This window comes from Streptomyces corchorusii (genome assembly GCF_001514055.1).
GTDB classification, from domain to species: Bacteria; Actinomycetota; Actinomycetes; order Streptomycetales; family Streptomycetaceae; genus Streptomyces; species Streptomyces olivaceoviridis.
In genome coordinates, this window is sequence record NZ_KQ948355.1 from 185,690 (window position 1) to 202,586 (window position 16,897).

Annotated in this window: 12 protein-coding genes and 2 pseudogenes; 6 read left to right on the top strand and 8 right to left on the bottom strand. The window is 71.5% G+C overall.

All coding sequences use genetic code 11. The features are described 5' to 3' along the window. Nucleotides 1–16: 16 nt before the first annotated feature. Nucleotides 17–139: pseudogene (locus AQJ11_RS50985) on the top strand (YbhB/YbcL family Raf kinase inhibitor-like protein); the annotation flags it as partial. Between the two features lie 838 nt (nucleotides 140–977). Then, nucleotides 978–2,408 carry a gluzincin family metallopeptidase gene (locus AQJ11_RS13720; protein WP_059263214.1) on the top strand — a complete coding sequence of 477 codons (1,431 nt, stop codon included), beginning with the start codon at nucleotides 978–980 and terminating at the stop codon, nucleotides 2,406–2,408. Between the two features lie 12 nt (nucleotides 2,409–2,420). Here the strand turns inward: AQJ11_RS13720 and AQJ11_RS13725 are convergent, their stop codons facing one another. Further along, nucleotides 2,421–3,194 (bottom strand): HAD family hydrolase, encoded by a 774-nt coding sequence (locus AQJ11_RS13725; RefSeq protein WP_244218222.1) that lies wholly within the window; start codon nucleotides 3,192–3,194, stop codon nucleotides 2,421–2,423. A gap of 295 nt (nucleotides 3,195–3,489) precedes the next feature. Then, nucleotides 3,490–5,832, bottom strand: a complete 2,343-nt coding sequence (locus tag AQJ11_RS13730) for an ATP-binding protein (protein ID WP_244218223.1) — start codon at nucleotides 5,830–5,832, stop codon at nucleotides 3,490–3,492. A gap of 229 nt (nucleotides 5,833–6,061) precedes the next feature. Between AQJ11_RS13730 and AQJ11_RS13735 the strand changes: the two genes are divergently transcribed. Next, entirely contained in the window at nucleotides 6,062–6,919 is an 858-nt protein-coding gene (locus AQJ11_RS13735; protein WP_244218224.1) for a hypothetical protein, read from the top strand. Nucleotides 6,920–7,129: 210 nt separating this feature from the next. Here the strand turns inward: AQJ11_RS13735 and AQJ11_RS13740 are convergent, their stop codons facing one another. Both AQJ11_RS13740 and AQJ11_RS13745 read right to left on the bottom strand, forming a co-directional pair. After that, nucleotides 7,130–11,218, bottom strand: a complete 4,089-nt coding sequence (locus AQJ11_RS13740; protein WP_059263216.1) for a S1 family peptidase — start codon at nucleotides 11,216–11,218, stop codon at nucleotides 7,130–7,132. Continuing rightward, entirely contained in the window at nucleotides 11,215–11,508 is a 294-nt protein-coding gene (locus tag AQJ11_RS13745) for a trypco2 family protein (RefSeq protein ID WP_244218225.1), read from the bottom strand. Before AQJ11_RS13745 ends, AQJ11_RS13740 begins: the two co-directional genes overlap by 4 nt. 394 nt (nucleotides 11,509–11,902) lie before the next feature. Here AQJ11_RS13745 and AQJ11_RS13750 point away from each other — a divergent pair, with 394 nt between their 5' ends. Next, nucleotides 11,903–12,334 carry a serine hydrolase domain-containing protein gene (locus tag AQJ11_RS13750; protein WP_244218226.1) on the top strand — a complete coding sequence of 144 codons (432 nt, stop codon included), beginning with the start codon at nucleotides 11,903–11,905 and terminating at the stop codon, nucleotides 12,332–12,334. Between the two features lie 131 nt (nucleotides 12,335–12,465). Here AQJ11_RS13750 and AQJ11_RS13755 read toward each other — a convergent pair whose 3' ends face one another. From AQJ11_RS13755 to AQJ11_RS13765, 3 genes and pseudogenes are all read right to left on the bottom strand, one after another. Beyond that, nucleotides 12,466–13,062 carry a hypothetical protein gene (locus AQJ11_RS13755; RefSeq protein WP_059263219.1) on the bottom strand — a complete coding sequence of 199 codons (597 nt, stop codon included), beginning with the start codon at nucleotides 13,060–13,062 and terminating at the stop codon, nucleotides 12,466–12,468. A gap of 32 nt (nucleotides 13,063–13,094) precedes the next feature. After that, a pseudogene (locus AQJ11_RS52670) lies at nucleotides 13,095–13,319 on the bottom strand (hypothetical protein); the annotation flags it as partial. Nucleotides 13,320–13,730: 411 nt separating this feature from the next. After that, nucleotides 13,731–14,720 carry an XRE family transcriptional regulator gene (locus AQJ11_RS13765; RefSeq protein WP_244218227.1) on the bottom strand — a complete coding sequence of 330 codons (990 nt, stop codon included), beginning with the start codon at nucleotides 14,718–14,720 and terminating at the stop codon, nucleotides 13,731–13,733. 319 nt (nucleotides 14,721–15,039) lie between these two features. On the opposite strand from AQJ11_RS13765, the gene AQJ11_RS49220 reads away from it, so the two are divergent. Beyond that, entirely contained in the window at nucleotides 15,040–15,426 is a 387-nt protein-coding gene (locus AQJ11_RS49220; protein ID WP_159061662.1) for a hypothetical protein, read from the top strand. A gap of 113 nt (nucleotides 15,427–15,539) precedes the next feature. Continuing rightward, nucleotides 15,540–15,899, top strand: a complete 360-nt coding sequence (locus AQJ11_RS13775) for an SH3 domain-containing protein (RefSeq protein ID WP_059263222.1) — start codon at nucleotides 15,540–15,542, stop codon at nucleotides 15,897–15,899. Nucleotides 15,900–16,173: 274 nt separating this feature from the next. Here AQJ11_RS13775 and AQJ11_RS45810 read toward each other — a convergent pair whose 3' ends face one another. Further along, complete coding sequence (locus AQJ11_RS45810; protein ID WP_244218228.1) at nucleotides 16,174–16,683, bottom strand: hypothetical protein; 510 nt, start codon at nucleotides 16,681–16,683, stop codon at nucleotides 16,174–16,176. Between the last annotated feature and the right edge of the window lie 214 nt (nucleotides 16,684–16,897).

Here is a 16,897-nt window from a genome sequence, read left to right on the forward strand (position 1 = left end):
GCTCACGCTTCCTCAGGCGAGCGGTGTCTTCGGCGCCGGCACCGACACCTCGCCCCAGCTGAGCTGGTCGGCCTTACCCGAGGAGACCCGGAGTTTCGCCGTCACCGTCTACGGCCCCACCGCCCCGACCGGCAGCGGCGAACACACCTACCCTAGGCCTCGGCCACGGCGTTCCGCCGTCGTTTCTCAGCTTCAACCGGCCCGGACGGTTGTCACCGCCGCCTTCTGCGTCGGCTGGCGCCCGCCGTCTCACCGGTCGCGAGGCTGCCCGTCCGGCCGGTGAGGCCTTCGCCAAGCCGCCCGCCTCCAGATGAATCGACGCGTTGACGGCGGATCTCGACGGTGAGTGCGAGCCCCGCGCTGTTGTGCCGCGCGGTGCTCGGCGTGGGTCCGCCACTCCGCGCGGCGTCGCGCAAGTGTCGGACCACGCGTTGTAGGCGCAGCCGCACCGCACGGGCGCATAACCCGGGAACGATGGAAAGCCACGCACTCGTCGTCAGTGAAGCGGGCACCGGCGCTGAGGAAGGGCATCGAAACGACCGCGCCGACGACGTTCGGTGCGGGTCCGGGAACGGGTTCATCGTGGGCGTCTCCGCATGGTGAGCCGCTCGGGTGATGTCCGCACGCCATCGGATGGCATGCGCCTTCGACGATCGGCGTCGGCCCCCGGCAAGGCCGCTCCTGCCGTGGAGCGGGTCAGGGCGAACGATCACCTCGTGGCCGTAGCGTCTCCGCCGGCTCCGTCACTCGTCCGGCGGTCATCTCATTCGGCCGGTCCTGAGGCAGTGCGCACCGGCCATTGGGCCGTGGGGAACCGGCTGTCCGGCCGTCACGGCCCACCGACCGGGGGGACCCACCCGCCTTGTTCGAATTGACGCGGGGCCGCCGCGGCCTCGTACTGAACACGACGGGCTCCTGGCAAAGGTTTCCCCGTCAACTTCCATCATCTGCAACCTCTCCCCTCTCAGGGAGCCACCATGACGGTGCAGCAACAGACAGCGACCCCTACGGTTCTGGTGTACGAGGACGACCCGGGATTCCCTCCGCGGGTCAACATGCCCGTACCGCATCCCGTTCCCCAGCTCGACACGCAGCCGTTCCCGACGGCCATCGCGGACGCCGCGCCGCAGCCGGACGGTGCCGGGCCGGGCACCGAGGCGTTCCGCTACTGGGTGGCGGCCGATGCCCTCAGCAGGGCCGCCCAGACCTGGGGTCCGCTGGTTCCCACCGGAACCCAGTGGCACCCGACGGCCGGCCGCGCCCTCACCGCGCACCTCGACGCGGGAGTCGACCTCAACGCCTTCTACGACCGCAAGGGCCTGTGGTTCTTCCGCAGCACGGTGGCGGGGGTCACCGTCGCCGCCTGTGAGAGCCCCGAGATCGTCGCGCACGAGACGGGGCACGCGGTCCTCGACGCCCTGCGCCCCCAGCTGTTCAACGCCGCGAGCGCGGAGACGGCCGCCCTGCACGAAGCCTTCGGCGACATCAGCGCACTGCTGACCTCGCTGCGGCTGGAACCGCTGAGGATCGCGGTACTGGCCGAGACGCAGAGCGACCTGGAGCTGTCCTCGCGGGTGTCGAGGATGGCCGAGCAACTGGGCGCCGCGATCCGGCAGGGCCACCCGAACGCGGTCGACCCGGACTGCCTGCGCAACATGGCGAACAGCTTCTTCTACCGCGACCCGGTGCACCTGCCGCCCAGCGGGCCCGCGAACACGCTGTCCAGCGAGCCGCACTCGTTCTCCCGTGTGTTCAGCGGCGCGTTCCTGAAGATCCTCGCGGGGATCTTCCGCCAGCAGGACCTACAGGACCAGGCCGGCCTGGCAACGGCGGCCGAGATCGCGGGACAGCTGCTCGTGGACGCCGTCGTGGCCGCGCCCGTGGTGTCCGCCTACTACGCGCAGGTCGCGGGTCACATGATCGCCGCCGACCAGCGCCGCAACGGCGGCAGGTACGGCCCGTCCATGCGCTCGGCGTTCATCCGTCACGGCATCCTCTCCCTGGAGGCCGCCACAGCCATCACCGAGCCCGAGGTGGCTCGCCGGGGCGCCGGGATGGCGGAGGCGACGCCGGGCGGCAGCGAGGAGGAGGGGCTGACGGCCGTCACGGTGCACGGGACGTCGTACGGCATCACCCAGCCCCTCACCCTGTCCGCCCCGGCGCAGGAACGGCGTTTCGGCATCGCGAGCTCCGACCCCGCAGGCGGCTCGGTGCGGCCCGCCGACCCGGAGCAGGTCGCCACGTCGTACCTTGAGGACCTCTTCCGGCGGGGCCGCGTCCACGTGCCCGAGGAGCACCGGACCGCCGCGGCGTTCGTCGACGACAGCCCGTTCCGGCTGAAGACCCACGAGGTCACCCGGAGCGCGGCCGGTGAGGGGCTCGCCCTGGTCCGGCGGTGCTTCGACTGAGTGTCGGCCGGGTCAGCGGAAGCGCAGACGACGGACGGTCAGCCGTCCGTCGTCCTCGCGTCGGACGACGTGTGTCGTTCGCGGCGTGGGCTCCTCGCCCTCGTAGACCGCCTCGCCGCGCGCCAGCAGATCATTGATGAATTTCTCGGACGCCCGGCGCTCGGCGTCGTCCATCGGTGCGCCGTCCACCAGTTCCTGGAGGTCCACCGGGAACCCGGCGCGTTCGAGCGCTTCGGCGCCCCGCGTGGTCACCATCGCGAGCACGAGGCGTTCGGAGACGCTCCGCACGACAACGGCCTCCGTGTCGTTCACGGCTGCGGTCAGCTCGGGCAGGCCGCGGCCGTCCGGCACCTCGACCCACGCCCGGTGCACTGGACGGTGCTCCGTCGCGGCGCGCGCGAACACCGGGTCGGCCGCCGTGCGCATCCCCGCCTCGCGGGCGAACGCGCGCTCCCGGGCGTCGTCGCCCACGAAGACGCAGTCGCCGGCCGTGGCCTCCCCCGCGCCGGCGACCGCCCGGTCGAAGATGCCTCGGCCGTCCTTCGCCCCCCAGTGCACGAGCGCCTCGTCCGTGAACCGGCCGGGGAACGCCTCGTGCAGCGCCGCCGCGGCGCGTGACGCGGCACCGGCGTCCGGTCCGGGGTCGGAGATGATGCCGGTGCGTACGTCGTGGAGTGCGTCGAGCACGGCCATGACGCGCGGTCGCGGGCGCAGTGTCAGAGAACCGTCGGGTTCCACACGGGCATCCGCCAGGGTCGCCCCGACGTCGAAGAAGATCACAGACATGTGGAGTGCCTCCCCGCGACGGCCGCCCCCGAGTCGGGCCCACCCGGGTGAGCCGTGCTGATGTGTGGCCGGAGGCCGGGAACGTTCGCCGGGTCGTTCGTTCGGTGGCCTGGGGGCTTCATGCCGGCCAGGCTGCTCGCGGGACGAGCAGCTCCTTGCCGCGGTCACCCACCGGGGTGGACATGGCCGCCGACGCGATCCGCCGCACCCGTCCATAGGGGTGCATCACCCGTCCAGGCTGCTGGGCGCCGTCTCGCACCAGCCGCTGCCCGCGTGGTGGGACGTGAGGGCGCCGTCAGCTCCCTGCGGGTTCGGCGCGCCGCTCGTACGCCCATACCGCGAGCTGCGTGCGCGAGGTGAACCCCAGCTTGCCGAGGATGCGTTCGACGTGGTTCTCCGCGGTGCGCTGGGCGATGGTCAGACGCGCCGCGATGTCCTTGTTGGTGAGGCCCTCGGCGACCAGCTCCGCGACCTGGCTCTCGCGCCGCGTCAGCCCCGGCACCCCGGCCGCGTCGTCCAGTACGTAGGCCATCGCCTCGTCCACGGTGGCGCGCGCGCCGCGGCGGAACTCCCGGTCGAAGGCGGCGGTGGGCAGCGCCTCCCGTACCGCGGCCTCGAAGCGCACGTGCTGCGCGCGCATGAACGGTGCCGAGCCGAGTCGCCCGCCCACCGACTCCCACAACATGTGCAGCACGCCCAGGAGCCGGGCCGCGCGCCGCGGGGCGTCCTGGGTGCTCCACGCGATGACCTCCACGCACATGGCCACGTCCCACCAGTCATGGAACGGGCGCAGCCGGGCGATGGCCGCCCTGGCGTTCTTGATCGCGTCGACGGGCGCGTCCGCGCGCCGGGCCAGCAGGGCGCGGGCGAGCAGGGCCATGCCGTGCAGCCATGACTCGTCGTGCGCGCGGGCAGCCGCCTCGACCTCGCCGCACGCCTCGTCGGCCGCGGCGACGTCACCTCCGTACGCGTGCGCGATGGCGAACTTGACCCGGCATTCGAGGGCCGCGTCGAGGCAGCCCTGCGCGCGGAACTCGGCGCGCGCCCGCACGAACAGCTCGGCGGCGTCGGCGAAGTCCTCGTTCCAGATGGCGAGGATCCCGTGGTGGTGCCCTACCCACGCCGACTCCCGCCGGTGGCCGCCGCGTCGCGCCGCCGCCTCACACGTGGCGAGCGCGCGCCGCACATCGGATTCCGGATCGCCTTGCAGCATGCCCAGATACGTGTCGGTGACCTGGGCCTGTACGCGGAGGGCGGCACCCGGGCCGGCCGCGTCGTCGCCGTGGTGCTGCGCGTGGTCGGCGGCGAGCAGCCGCGACAGCCAGCGGCGGCCCTCGGACAGCAGACCCGCGGTGATCCAGTAGTGCCGGGGGGACACGGCCAGGGCCAGACCGGACCGTGCCTGTCCGGGCCGCTCCAGGCAGAACTCCAGGGCGGCACGGAGGTTCGGGTGGTCCAGGCGCAGCCGCGTGAACCAGTCGACCTGCCGGGGACCGAACCACTCCTGCCCGGCCCGTGCGGTCAGTTCGGCGTACCGGTCCCGGTGGCGGCGGCGGATGGCGTCGAGCGAGCCGGACGCGGCCAGCCGCTCGTGCCCGTACTCCCGTACCGTCTCCAGCATGTGGTAGCGCGCACGCCCGGACTCATGGCGGCAGTTGACGATCGACTTGACCACGAGCGCGTCGAGGGTGTCGAGCAGGGCGGCGGGCGGCAGTTCGGCGTCCGCGCAGACCCGTTCGAGGCTCTCCAGGTCGAAGCCGCCGCGGAACACCGAGGCCCGCGCCCACAGCAGCCGTTCGCGCTCCGTGCACAGTTCGTGGCTCCAGTCGATCAGCGCGCGCAGGGTGCGCTGCCGGTCGGCGGCGACGCGGCTGCCCCCGGTCAGCAGCGCGAACCGGTCCGTGAGCCGCTCCAGGATCTCGTGCGGCGTCAGGCTCCGGATGCGGGCCGCGGCCAGCTCGATCGCGAAGGGCAGCCCGTCCAGACGGCGTACGAGCTCGGCGACGGCGGCGGCATCGGACTCGGTCACGGTGAAGCCGGGCAGCACGGCGGCGGCCCGGTCGGTGAACAGCGCGACGGCCGGATTGTCGCTCAGGGCGCGTACGCCGTGCCCCTGGTCCGCGGCCGGCACCGGCAACGGCTCCACGGGGAAGACGTGTTCGCCCGCGATGCCGAGCGGCTGCCGGCTGGTCGCCAGGACGCGCAGCCCGGGGGCGGCCCGCAGCAGCGCGTCGACCAGGCGGGCGCACGCGTCGATGAGGTGCTCGCAGTTGTCCAGGACCAGCAGGGCGCGGCGCTCGCAGAGCCGGGCGACGAGGGCGGCCGTCGCGTCGGCGCCGGGGCGCCCCGGGTTCGCCACGTCGAGCGTGCCGAGGACGCTCGGGGCGAGCTGCTCGGGGTCGCGCAGGGCGGCCAGTTCGACGACGTACACGCCGTCGGGGAAGGCGGAGCGCGCCGCGTCCGCCGCGACGCGCAGCGCCAGCCGGGTCTTGCCCACGCCGCCGACCCCGCTGAGTGTGACCAGACGTGCGCCGGAGAGCAGCCGTGCGATCCGGGCCGTCTCCGTCCGCCGCCCGATCAGCGATGTCAGTTCGCCGCCGAGGCCGACGAACGCCCCCATGGCTGGCCCCCTTTCCATGAGCGGCCATCTTACGGACGCACGGCGGCACGTCACCGGCACGGCTCGGCACGGCACGGCACGGCACGGCACGACACCGTAGCCGCGCAGGAATTGAGTAGTTCTCCCGTTTCCCCGCGCGCCCGCCCGCCGCAGACTCGGCGACGCGGTATCGGACGATCATGCGAGGTGTGCGTTGTCGGCAGGCGCGGTGGCAGGGCGGGAGCGAGCCGGATGGCTGGGAGAGCGGGTGTGGACCTATCAGGGGACCTTCCCTCGCAGGCCCCTGACGCTGCTGGTCCCGCTCGTGATCTCGTTCATCGTGTTGTGCACTCTCGCCGGTGACCACTACGACGAGGAGTCCTCGTTCCGCCTCGCGTTCTGGGCGGTACTCGGGGCGGGCGCGGTGTGCGTCGCCCTCTGCGTCCGGCACACCCGGATCCGGATCCGCGAGTACGAACACGGCTTCGAGCTGCGCCGGCCCGGGCGTCGCACACTGCGGTACACGTGGCAGGAGATCGCGTCCGTCGGGTCGACCCGGGTGTCCGTCCACTTCAACCTGGCGCACTCGCACGACGTGCTCAAGACCGTGATCCGTCCGTACGCGGGCGGCCGGATCCGTGTCAGGGGCCTGGACTACGTCAAGGTCCGCGAGGAGTCGGGTTTCTGGCGGATGTTTTCGAAGGCGACCCCCGACACCGGTGAACGCTTCGTCAAGACCGCGACGCAAGCCGTCGCCGCGGCCCTCGCGCAACGTCATCTGGACGAGCTCGGCGCGGGCGGCGCCTTCCACTGGGGCGCCTTGACCTTCACCGATGAGGGCCTGACGCTCGCCCCCTTCCCCGGGGCGGTGCCCTGGTCCCGGATCACCCTCGTCTCCGCAGGTCCAGGCATCGGTGTCCGGCTCGATGTGCGGGGGCTGGCGGAGCACATCGGCCACGGAGCCCTGTCGGCCCGGGCGACGAAGGCCGGTTACCGCACCCAAGGGGACCGGCTGGAGGTGTTCATGCCCGCCCACCGCCCCGGATCGGACTACGCGGCGCTGGGCATCCTGCTCGCCGGCGGCTCCGCCCTGCACGGTGAGCGACATGGCGGACGCGAGCGATGACGGCACGTGGGATGCCGGACGGGCAAGGTGGGCGTCGAGGTCGCTCTCTGTTTCGCTGAGCAGGAGTACGGCCGTACGGCGTGCGCGTCGCGACGCGTTGGCCGTCGACGGTGGGCCCGCGGTTTCGCCGGGCGTGTCGCAGCGTGGGGCGCCCCCTGCCGTACGGCGGCGGGCGCCCTGACGCGGGCACCATGCCCCGCCGGTGCCGCCCTACCCGCGCACCATGCCCCGCAGGTGCCGCAGGTGTTCCTCCGCGGTCGCGCGCTCCGGCTGGGTGGCGTCGGGGTGTGCGGCCAGCCAGGTCTCCCAGTGGTGGATCGCGCGTTCCGTCGCCTGCGCGGCGGCCGGCTCGTCCCGGCCCTGGGCGGTGCCGGGGCGGGGCCTGGCCGGCGTGCCGGCTCTGTGCCGCAGCCTGTACGTCACCTGGTGCAGCAGGGCATTGGCCCGGTCGTCCTCCGGCCAGGCGTCCAGCCAGTCGAGCGAGACGCGCACCACCTTCTCGATCGGTGACCCGCCGTCGGCATCGGCCGCCGGGACGGCGGCGAGGTCGCCCTGCCGCAGGAGTTCGAGGAGGAGTCCGCCGCCCTCCTGCTTGCGCGCCGTGTCCGGGGAGATCATCCGGCAACCGGCCGCGGAGAGGGTGCGCCGGGCGTACGGGGAGAGCGGGCGGCTCGTGAGTACGGTGCGCAGGAGGGTGAGTGCGGTCGAGGACAGGGGGCGGACCTCGCACCAGGCGGCGCAGGTCGCGCACAGGGCGTCCCTCGTCGGCTGGTCCAGCCGGTCGGCGCCCTTGAGCATCGGGCTCAGCACGGTCAGGCCGGACGGGGGGAAGCCGGCGGCTGCCAGGAGCTGACAGGCGCGGGCCACGAAGCGGTTCCATTCGGGGACTATCTCGTCCCGGTGCTTGAGGAGGCGCTTGGTGAGGTGGTGCTGCGCTTCGGTGGCGAGGAGTTCGGCGGAGAGCATCTCGATGACGCGCCCGGCCAGCCTGCTGCGTTCGGCCGCCCCTGCCGAGGGGCTGCTGAGCGCGCCGGCCAGGAGCCGGAAGGCGCTGGTCTGTCTGGGGTGGGCGTCGATCCAGTCGAGGGTGGCGGTCATGACGTCCCGGAACCGCTGCTCGGTGAGGCCGTGACGGGAGACGAGCACGGTCAGCGGATAGCTGGTGTGCTCGCTTCTGGGATAGTGCCGGAGGTAGTCGAAGGCGGCCTCGAACACGGCGTCCTTGTCCTGTACCGGAAGTGAATCCTTGGCCAGGAGCGGTGGCAGCAGGCTGCGGGCCGTGGTGGGGACGGGGGATTCCCGGAACAGCGCCAGGGCCTGCCTGGCGAGGTGGGGCAGTACCTCGTCGTCGTCGAGGAGCCGGGTACGGAGCAGCGCGCCCAGCAGGCTGACCTTGTTGCGGGGTTCCGCACCGGGCTCGCGCAGCCAGGCCACCGCGTGGTCGGCGAGTTCCTTGCACTCGTCTGGGGTGAGCATCGCCTCGGCGCGTGCGGGGGGCTTGCGGACCTTGGTGAGCAGCGGAGTGAGGACCCGCCAGGCGTCCGGATGGGTCGCCCGCGTCTCCAGCCAGCGCAGGGCGCACTGCGCGGCACGGGGAGCGTCGTCGCGGCCGGGCAGCTCGCGGCGCAGGAGTTCCCCCAGTACGTAGGCGGCCTCGGCGAGCAGCCCGAGGTTTTCGTCCTCCAGCCAGGCCAGCGCGTCCTTGACCGTCCGTTTGAAGACCGGGTGGGGCAGGTCCCGGCGCAACCGGTGTCGTTTGAGCAGCGGCTCCAGGGAGTAGCTGGCGTGGCCGGGGTCTCGGGGGACCACGGTGTCGAGCAGGTACTGCGCCGTGGCGGCGAGTCGTCGTCCGGTGAGTTCGGGCCGGAGCACGAGCTGGGGGGCGAAGTACCCCGCTTCGGGCCTGCCGGGATGGTGGCGCAGCCAGACGAGGGCCCAGCCGACCACCTGCGGGGCGCGCGGGTCGCCCTCGGGCAGGGCCAGCCCTTTGGCGGTGTCGAGCAGGCGGTCGTAGACGCGCGAGGCCTCGATGCGGTCCCAGTTGCGGGTGAGGTACTCGTACATGCTGTCGACGGTCCACTCGCTGAAGGCCGGGTGCGCGTCGGCGGCGGGAACCGCGTGGTGGAAGACGTAGGCCGCTTCCGGAAGCACGGCGTTCTTGTCGATCCAGCCCATGAGGTACGTCAGGCTGCGGGAGGCGTCGAGGTGGGACCGCACGGCCACCAGGGCGTGACGGGCCTCGGAGTGGAGGTAGTTGGCGCGGAGCCAGGGTTCGACGATCTGCTGCGGGAACCGCTGGGCGAGGTGTTGCCCGGGCCTGCCGCGCAGCAGGGTGAGCAGGGCCCGGCCCTGCGGGTCGGCGGCGATCAGCTCGCCGGCCCGCAGGGTCCGTGCTCCGTCCGCCTCCCCGAACCACTGCCCGACGGCTTCGGGGAGCAACTCGTCCCGGGTCTCGCCCAGCGCGTCGTGGAGCTGGTTGATGGCCCGCAGGACGTTGCCGAACAGCCGCGGATGGGCGAGGCCCGTGTCCAGTACCGCTCCCAGGGACTCGTGGCGCACGGTCGCCTCGTCCGCCCTCAGCAGGGCACGCGCCAGCATCTGGTCGGCGAAGAGGCCGTGCGTCATGCGCACTTCGCGACCGCGTTCTTCCAGCACTCCCCTCAGGCGCAGTTCGGTGGCGCACTGCTGCGCCGTGTCCCGGCCGAGGACACCCGCCAGCTCGTCGAACGTGCAGGGGGTGGCGGCCACGGCCCTGGCGGAGTCCATCAGGAGGCGGGAGGGCGGCGGCTCCTCGTCCCAGAGGCCGGCCGCCGACCGGACACCGGGCCCGGCCAGGCCCTCCTCGTCCAGCACATCACCCATCCACACGGTGACGCTGCGTGCGTGGAGCGGAACGGCGCGACGCAGGTCCTGGCCGCGGGCGGCTTGCAGACCGCGCAGGTGCGCCAGGTGCAAGGCCATCGCCGGCGGCCCGCCGCAGAGCCGCATCGTGCGGCGCTCCCCGATCTGCCGGACCGCCGGGCCGGCCAGGGCGCGTACCGCGGCGCGTCGGACGCCGGCGTGGTAGGCCGGGTCGGCGGGCACTTCGACGCGGTGGAAGAACGGCTCAAGCCGGAGCCGGCGCCAGGCCGTCGTCCGGGCGGCGACGAGTACGGCCAGCTCGACGCCCTTGTTGTCGGCGGCCCAGCACAGCCGGTCCGCGACGCGTCTGCTGAGTTCGGTGAGCGAGACGATGTCGTCCACGACGAGCAGGATCCGTCGTGCGAGGGGGTGCACGCACGACCAGGCGGCGTCCAGCGGGACGTCGTCGTCGAGGTGGACGACCAGCCAGTCCTGTTGATCGGCCAGCCGGGCCGTCTCCAGGCAGATCCGGCTCTTGCCGGTGCCCGCCGGGCCGGTGAGCACCACGCCGAGCGGCGCCAGGGCGTCCCCTGCCAGTTCGCCGAGCTTCGCGAGGATGTGCGCGGGGGTCGCCGGATGCTCGGGGGCCGGGTCCACGAAGGGCAGCGCGTGCCGGGTGAACACCGTCTCGTTGCCGGCCAGGTCCGCCAGGTGCTGGTGGTGGAGGGCCAGGTGGCCGCCGGTGGTGTCCCAGCCGTCCGGTGGCGCCGGGCGCGGTTCGGGGCGTATGCCTTCCTCACGCAGCAGCTCGCACCACCGGGGGTCGTCGATGGCCGCGAGGTCGGTGGCATCGTGCGCGCTGACGCCCATCGCGGGCACGTGCTCGCGGAAGACCCCGACCAGCAGCCCGCTGTCCCGGGTGACGACGGCGGCGCCCGACATGCCCCGCCACGGGCTGTCGCCGGAGGCGTGGGGGTCCGGTGTGCTGTCGAGTTCCAGGCGCAGGGTCTTGGGGCGCCCCCTCGCGGCGGTGACGATCCGGCAGCGCACGTGCTGCCTGCCCCGGTACTGGTGTCCGGTGAGGTCGTCGACGACGAGGGCGTGGACGGGGTAGCCGAGCGCGTCGGCGCTCACCCGGTCGGCCACGGTGCCGTCCACCCGGCCCAGGTGCACGGGTGTCACCGTGGCGGCCGGTGCCGACTCGAACCGCAGCAACGCGACGTCGACCTCGCGGTCCTGCCACACGCGCTCGGCGCGCGGCCACTCGCCGTCGCCGTCGAGGTCCACCAGAACGTGTCCGTCGCCCTCGACGACGTGGGCGGCGGTCAGCACCAGCCGGTGGGAGATGCGGTACCCGGTGCCCAGGGCGTAGTTCTCCCGACGGGGGTCGTACACGGCCACGCGCGCGACGCGGGAGGGCTCGACGGCGGCCCGGGAGGCCGGCGGCCCGCCCGTCATCGCGGCAGCTGGGTCAGCCGGTCGTTGGTCCTCACCGGGGTGCCTGCCGTGGTGCGGGCGTCCAGTTGGATCCGCAGGGTCTGCACCGCGCTGTCGGTGTGCGAGCGCTTGCCCCCGGCCGAGATGACGTGGACCTTGATCCCGCCGTTGAGGTCGCTGCTGCGGGTGAGGGTGGTCTGCAGCTCCAGTTCCAGCGAGCTGACGCCCAGGCGCACCGGGCCGCCCTCACGCTCTGCCTCCGCCATGGCCTCGGCCAACTCGCGGCGAATCGCACCCAGAGCAGCAGACAAGCCGATCTCCTGGAACTCTTCCGAAGAACTCGAAGAACTCACTGACCCTCCTCCGCGGTTCGCCGGGCCAACCCGCTCCCGGGCGGTCACAGGCGGCCCATCGACGGTGATGGTAACCCCAAGACCGTTCCACCAGGCAGGGGTTCGCGGATCTCCGAGAGTCGCGGTCGCGGGTAGGGGTGCCTTGTGCTCCTGCTCTGCCGGTCCTCGTCCGGAACATGAACAGCACGCATCCGCACTACCTGCCGACCAAGATCGCCGGCATCGGGATCGCGGGGGCAGCTCAAGTTTGAGATGAACAGTTGGATCGCTGGAGCCCGGTGGATTCCCCTACGGTACCCGGATGACTTCTCAGCGCACCCTGCTGCCGCGCTCGACACCGGCCGCCTCGGGGATGTCCTCCCGTTCGATCACCGCGCTGCTGGATCGGCTCGAAGCACTGTCCGTCGAATGTCACTCCATCATGGTCGTTCGCCACGGTCACGTCGTCGCCGAAGGCTGGTGGGCACCGTACTCGGCCGAACGCCCGCACTTTCTCTACTCGCTGACCAAGTCGTTCACCTCGGTCGCCGTGGGGCTCGCGATCGCCGACGGGCTGCTCTCACTGGACGATCGGGTGGTGGACGTGCTGCCCGACCACGTTCCGGACGACATCTCGGAGCAGGGACGCCGCCTCACCGTTCACCACCTGCTGTCCATGACGGCCGGACACCGCACCGACAGCCTTGCCGAGGCCTGGCGGCTGGAGCCAGGCGACCTGGTGAAGGGCTGTCGGTCGACGCCGACGCGGGGACGGCGACGGCGACGTGGAACCTCGTGCCGCTGACCAGTCCGAGTCTGGCGTTGCATGTGCGGTCGCCGCTGATGACACGGCCCGATGTCGCGTAGGTGGGTGATGCGCCTTCCTGCGCTCTCCTCCGCGATGATCCTGCTGCTCCCCCGGTAAGTCGCCGTTTCTTATGGCTCCGGTGAGGGCTGGGCGGCCTGGGGAAAGCCCAACTCGTCCAGTAGCGCGCTGAAGAGGTCTTCCGCAAAGGTCTCCCGCGAGCGCAGTAGCTCTTCGATCCGGGGCTGCTGCGCTGTGGCTGGGATGCCAGCCGCTGCAGCCCAAACGAGAGCGCCTTCAGCGTCGGCTGGAACATTCACGTCGAGCTCCGCGCGCTTGTGCCTCACCGCCTCGTTGAACGCGGGTGTGCCCACCCACAGGCTCACGTCGTCCAGGTCCTCTGGTTCCTCGGTGAGGAGTGCCGCGGCGTTATCCAGGTTGAGCCACGCCTGCCAATGCTGCCCGTTGGTTCCCAAGCCGGTCACGAGGGCGATGTCGCTATCAGAGACGTCTGCGACGCAGGCCGGTGCGCCGGTCCATCCGACCAGGGCGGACAGGTACTCGTCCTCCCATAGTCCGTGCTCGAACTGAAGGGTCTGCCAACCGCCCGGTCGGGGCGACCATGCATGCACGGTGTCCTTCAGCTCCTGATTGATGCTGTCGAACACGGGTGCTTCCAGCAGCTGACGCTTGCTACGGGCAAAGACCAGGTGACCTGAAAACCCCACGGGACCTCCTCCTTGGAGACGTTGCCCGCACCTTATGGGTTGCCACCGACACAGCAGGCTTGAGCCGCCTCAGCTGCTGAGTCGGCGTAGCCGATGAGGGCGGAAGCTATGCCGGTGGAAGCGAGGAAATGCTCGGCCTTGCGCTCGTAGCGGCGGTGCAGGCGTCGGCATCCGGCGGGCCAGGACACGGTTCTCTCGACGACCCAGCGATGACGGCCCAGCCGTATCGAGGACTCGGTGCCTTTACGAGCGATCCGGTGGCGGAGCCCCTCTGGCACCGAGCTCGTCCAGGACGACCCGGTGCAGCCTGGCCCAGACCCGCTCCCGGCTCCACTGGGCGAAGCGCCGGTAAACGGTGGGCCAGGCAGGGCCGAACACCTAGGACAGCTGCCGCCACGTGCGGCCCGACGCGGCCACGAAAAAGAGCGCCGCCAAAGCCTCGTGGTCCCCGGCCCGTCGCCGGCCACCACCTTGCGGGCGTTTCACCTCCGTCGGCGGCACCACCTGTCGGAACAGCACCCATAACTCGTCCGGCACTAATCGCTCAACCAGCTCCGTCATGCACGGTTCCAAGAACGATCACGCCATAAAAACGGCATCCAAGTCGGCGGGGTACGGCGCGCGTTCACTCACTCCGTCACGCCCAGACACCGGCTGCCGGCCGGCGCTCATGGGGGCGGCACAAGGGCGATGAGGAATTCTTGGTCGCGCGCTCCGGAGCAGCGGCCCTGGACGATTTCCGTGCCCTCTTCGGTGTCCTGGTCGCGGAGCGAAAGGCATTGCCGGGTGGCGACGGAGCGCAGAAGGAAATGGGCCGCGCCCGGTGGGCCGATCTGTTCGACGCGGAACTGTTGTGCGGGGTCGTCGTCGGCACAGTCGTCCCGGGGCTCGACCAGATCGCGGCCCGGGCCGTCGCGGAGAAGGGTGAGGCACCCGATGCCGTACTTCGGGTGATGCCACTGGATCTGCACGACGTTGTCACCGAGGGGCTCTATGTAGGTGCGCGGTCGGTCTGCTTTCGCGCACGGGAATTGGGCTGCGACGGCCGTGGAGTAGCGGTGCGTCCGGTCCCTTCCCTCGGTGAGGCAGAGGTGTGGTGTGCGGGCGGGGTGGATCTGCGCCCAACTGCCCACGGCCAGAATGGACAATCCCTGCACCGGATATGTCGCGCGCGCCGTTTCGTGCTTTCCACCGAGGCCCGACAGCAGCGCGTGCCCGCCCAGCGCCGCTCCTGCGCCGATCAATGCCGCCGCGAGCAGGTGCAACAAGTGACGCCGGCGAGCCGGATACGGATGGTCGGGGCCATCCGCGGGGCCCGGCGCCGCGTCCACGCCCGTGTCGGACGGGGTGCCGCCGCCGTGGGGGACGAGTCGCCCCTGGCCCAAGGCGAGGCGTCGGCGAGCGTCCAGCCACCGCTCGACGTCGGCTTCATCGAGCCCGCAGGCGCGGGTGAACACCGCGACGAACGGCTCCCGGGGCAGGGTATTGCGGCCGAGGGTGGTGGCGATCGTGCTGGCGGGCATGGCGTCCCCGGAAGCCGTGGATTTCCCCTCCAGTTGGCGGTAGGTCAACCCGCTCCAGATCCGCAACGCGCGCAACGCTGCTGTGAACTCCTCCGGAGTGCCGGCCTGCTCCGGTTGCGGTGCGTCCGGCGGCACCTCGGCCCTGTTCCTCTCTCGTCCTTGTGGCATCGCTCCACGGTAGCGGCCGGCACCGGCACGCGGTTCGGGCGAACTCGTCAATCAGGTGCAGTGTTCGGCCATGTTCGGAACGCTGGTGAGCAACGTTCCGAAGATTCGCGAACGCCTTACCAGGTTGCTCCTGCCTACCGCCATTGAGACGCTTCGGACTGTTGTCGCCGGCCGGCCCCGCGCAGAGGACGGCGGGAGGCCCGGCCCAGGGGGGAGTCATGGGCGCTTGCCCGGCCAGGGCCGGCACGGCGATCCACCAACGCGTCAGGCCCGAGAAAGGCGGAGCATGAAATCGAGCTGGACGTACTCGGTCGTAGGTGCCGCAGGTGCTGTCCTGGCCCTGGGCATTTCCGTCACGCCCGCCCAGGCCGCACAGTCGGCTCCGGCGGCGTCGCCACCGCGTGCCGTACAGGCGAACTGCGGCTGGGAAGGACCCGACGTGGTCCACGCGGAAGGCACCATCATCAAGGACCGCGCAGCCGTTCACACCGGCCCCGCTGCCGAGTGCCGGGTCACCGACCACCGGTCCCTCAACAACGGGGTGGAGATCTACTGCAAGTACACGAACACTGCGGGAAGTCTCTGGTACTACACCAAATTCGGGTGGATTTACAGCCCGTACATCAGGGTCGACAAAGTGTCGGTTCCCCCGGGCTACATAACCAGTTGCTAGTCGCGGAGTGCGTCGACATAACCCCGCGTAAGCAGCCGCATAAGCAGCGAGAAACGCATCTGCCGTCTCGGCACGAAACGTCACACCCGCATCAGACTCTGAAAGGACATCACATGCGCAAGAATGCCATCGGCGTGCTCGGAGCGTCGCTTGTCCTGGGCCTCGCCCTCACCGGCACTGCGGCGGCGGACGTCGGAGCGGACCCGTCGAGCGGTGCGCCTGCCGCCTCCGCCAAGTTGAGCGCGGTGTCCGGCCGTTTCTACGTGGACGGCGTGAGGATCCGCAACGCGCCGAGCCTCGACGCGAACGTGAACGGGCTCGGGTACATCGGTCACAAGGTCACCGTGTACTGCTCCACCAAGGGGCCGCTGGAGACCGTTTGGTGGCGTATCACCGACACCACGACCGGGGTGCCCGGCTACATCGAGCAGAGCTACGGCGGCCCCAACAGCCCGCTGAACGTGAGCTGTTAGCCTCGCGCTCTAGCGAACCAGCGCCCCGGCGCCGCCCCGGCCGGGACGACGCCGGGGCAGCGGCGAGCAGTGCGGAGGCTGGTGCCGAGCGTGCGAACCATCGACACAGATGGGGGCAGTCGTAGTCCTAGTCATTTGTCCGCGCGCAGCTTGGCCGGGCGTCGGCGTCGCAGCCTGCGGCGTGAGCGGATCGGCGGGATGCCTTCCGCGAGGGTCTGAAAGGCTCGGCTGTCACGGGTGTTGGTGGCGGACCGCCGAACGAAATGAGGTGCCTTCACCATCTGTCGAGGTGGGTTGTCCGTGGCCTGCTGCCCGCCTCTATGCGGTCGGTGGGCGGGGGCGGAGATGCTGGTGCCGTTGACGACGAACCAGCCGGTGGAGCCGTTGAAGGGGAACGTGTGTACACCGCGAAGTTGTCGGCGACGGCGGAGGCGTCGGCGGTGGTGCGGTTGGCGCTGGTGGTGTCGTGCTGGAAGGCCGGCTTGGGTGCGAAGAGGGAACAGCCGCATCCGGTGCCGTTCCCCGCGCTTTCTGCCCAGCCGCGAGGGTTCTGCGCACGGGTCAGCGTGGTGCCGCCCACGGCGGTGACGTAGGGGGACGCGGCCGGGTACTGCGTTACGCCTGCGTTGTCGCCCGAGGCGAAGGTGAAGGCCACGCCGGGATGGTTGAAGTGGAAGTCGACCGCGCCCTCGAACGAGGCCTCCGGCAGGACCGGGCTGGGGGAGCACTCGAATGCCCACTCGGCAGACAGGCCGCCCGATTCCCATGGGGTCTCGGCTGGCACACTCGCACAGGCGGCAGCGGTTCGGGCCGGCCGGCAGCCGAACCGTGGGTGCCGGCCGCCGAACCGTGGGCCTGGACGACCGCTGTGCGGAGGCCGGCGGGCGAGCCCTGAGCCTGGGCGGTCGCCGAAGCTGCCGCCAAGCCCACCAGGACGAAGGCCGCGGCCGGCAGCGACCGGATCGGACGCGCGCGGAACATGACACTCCTCCGGGGCC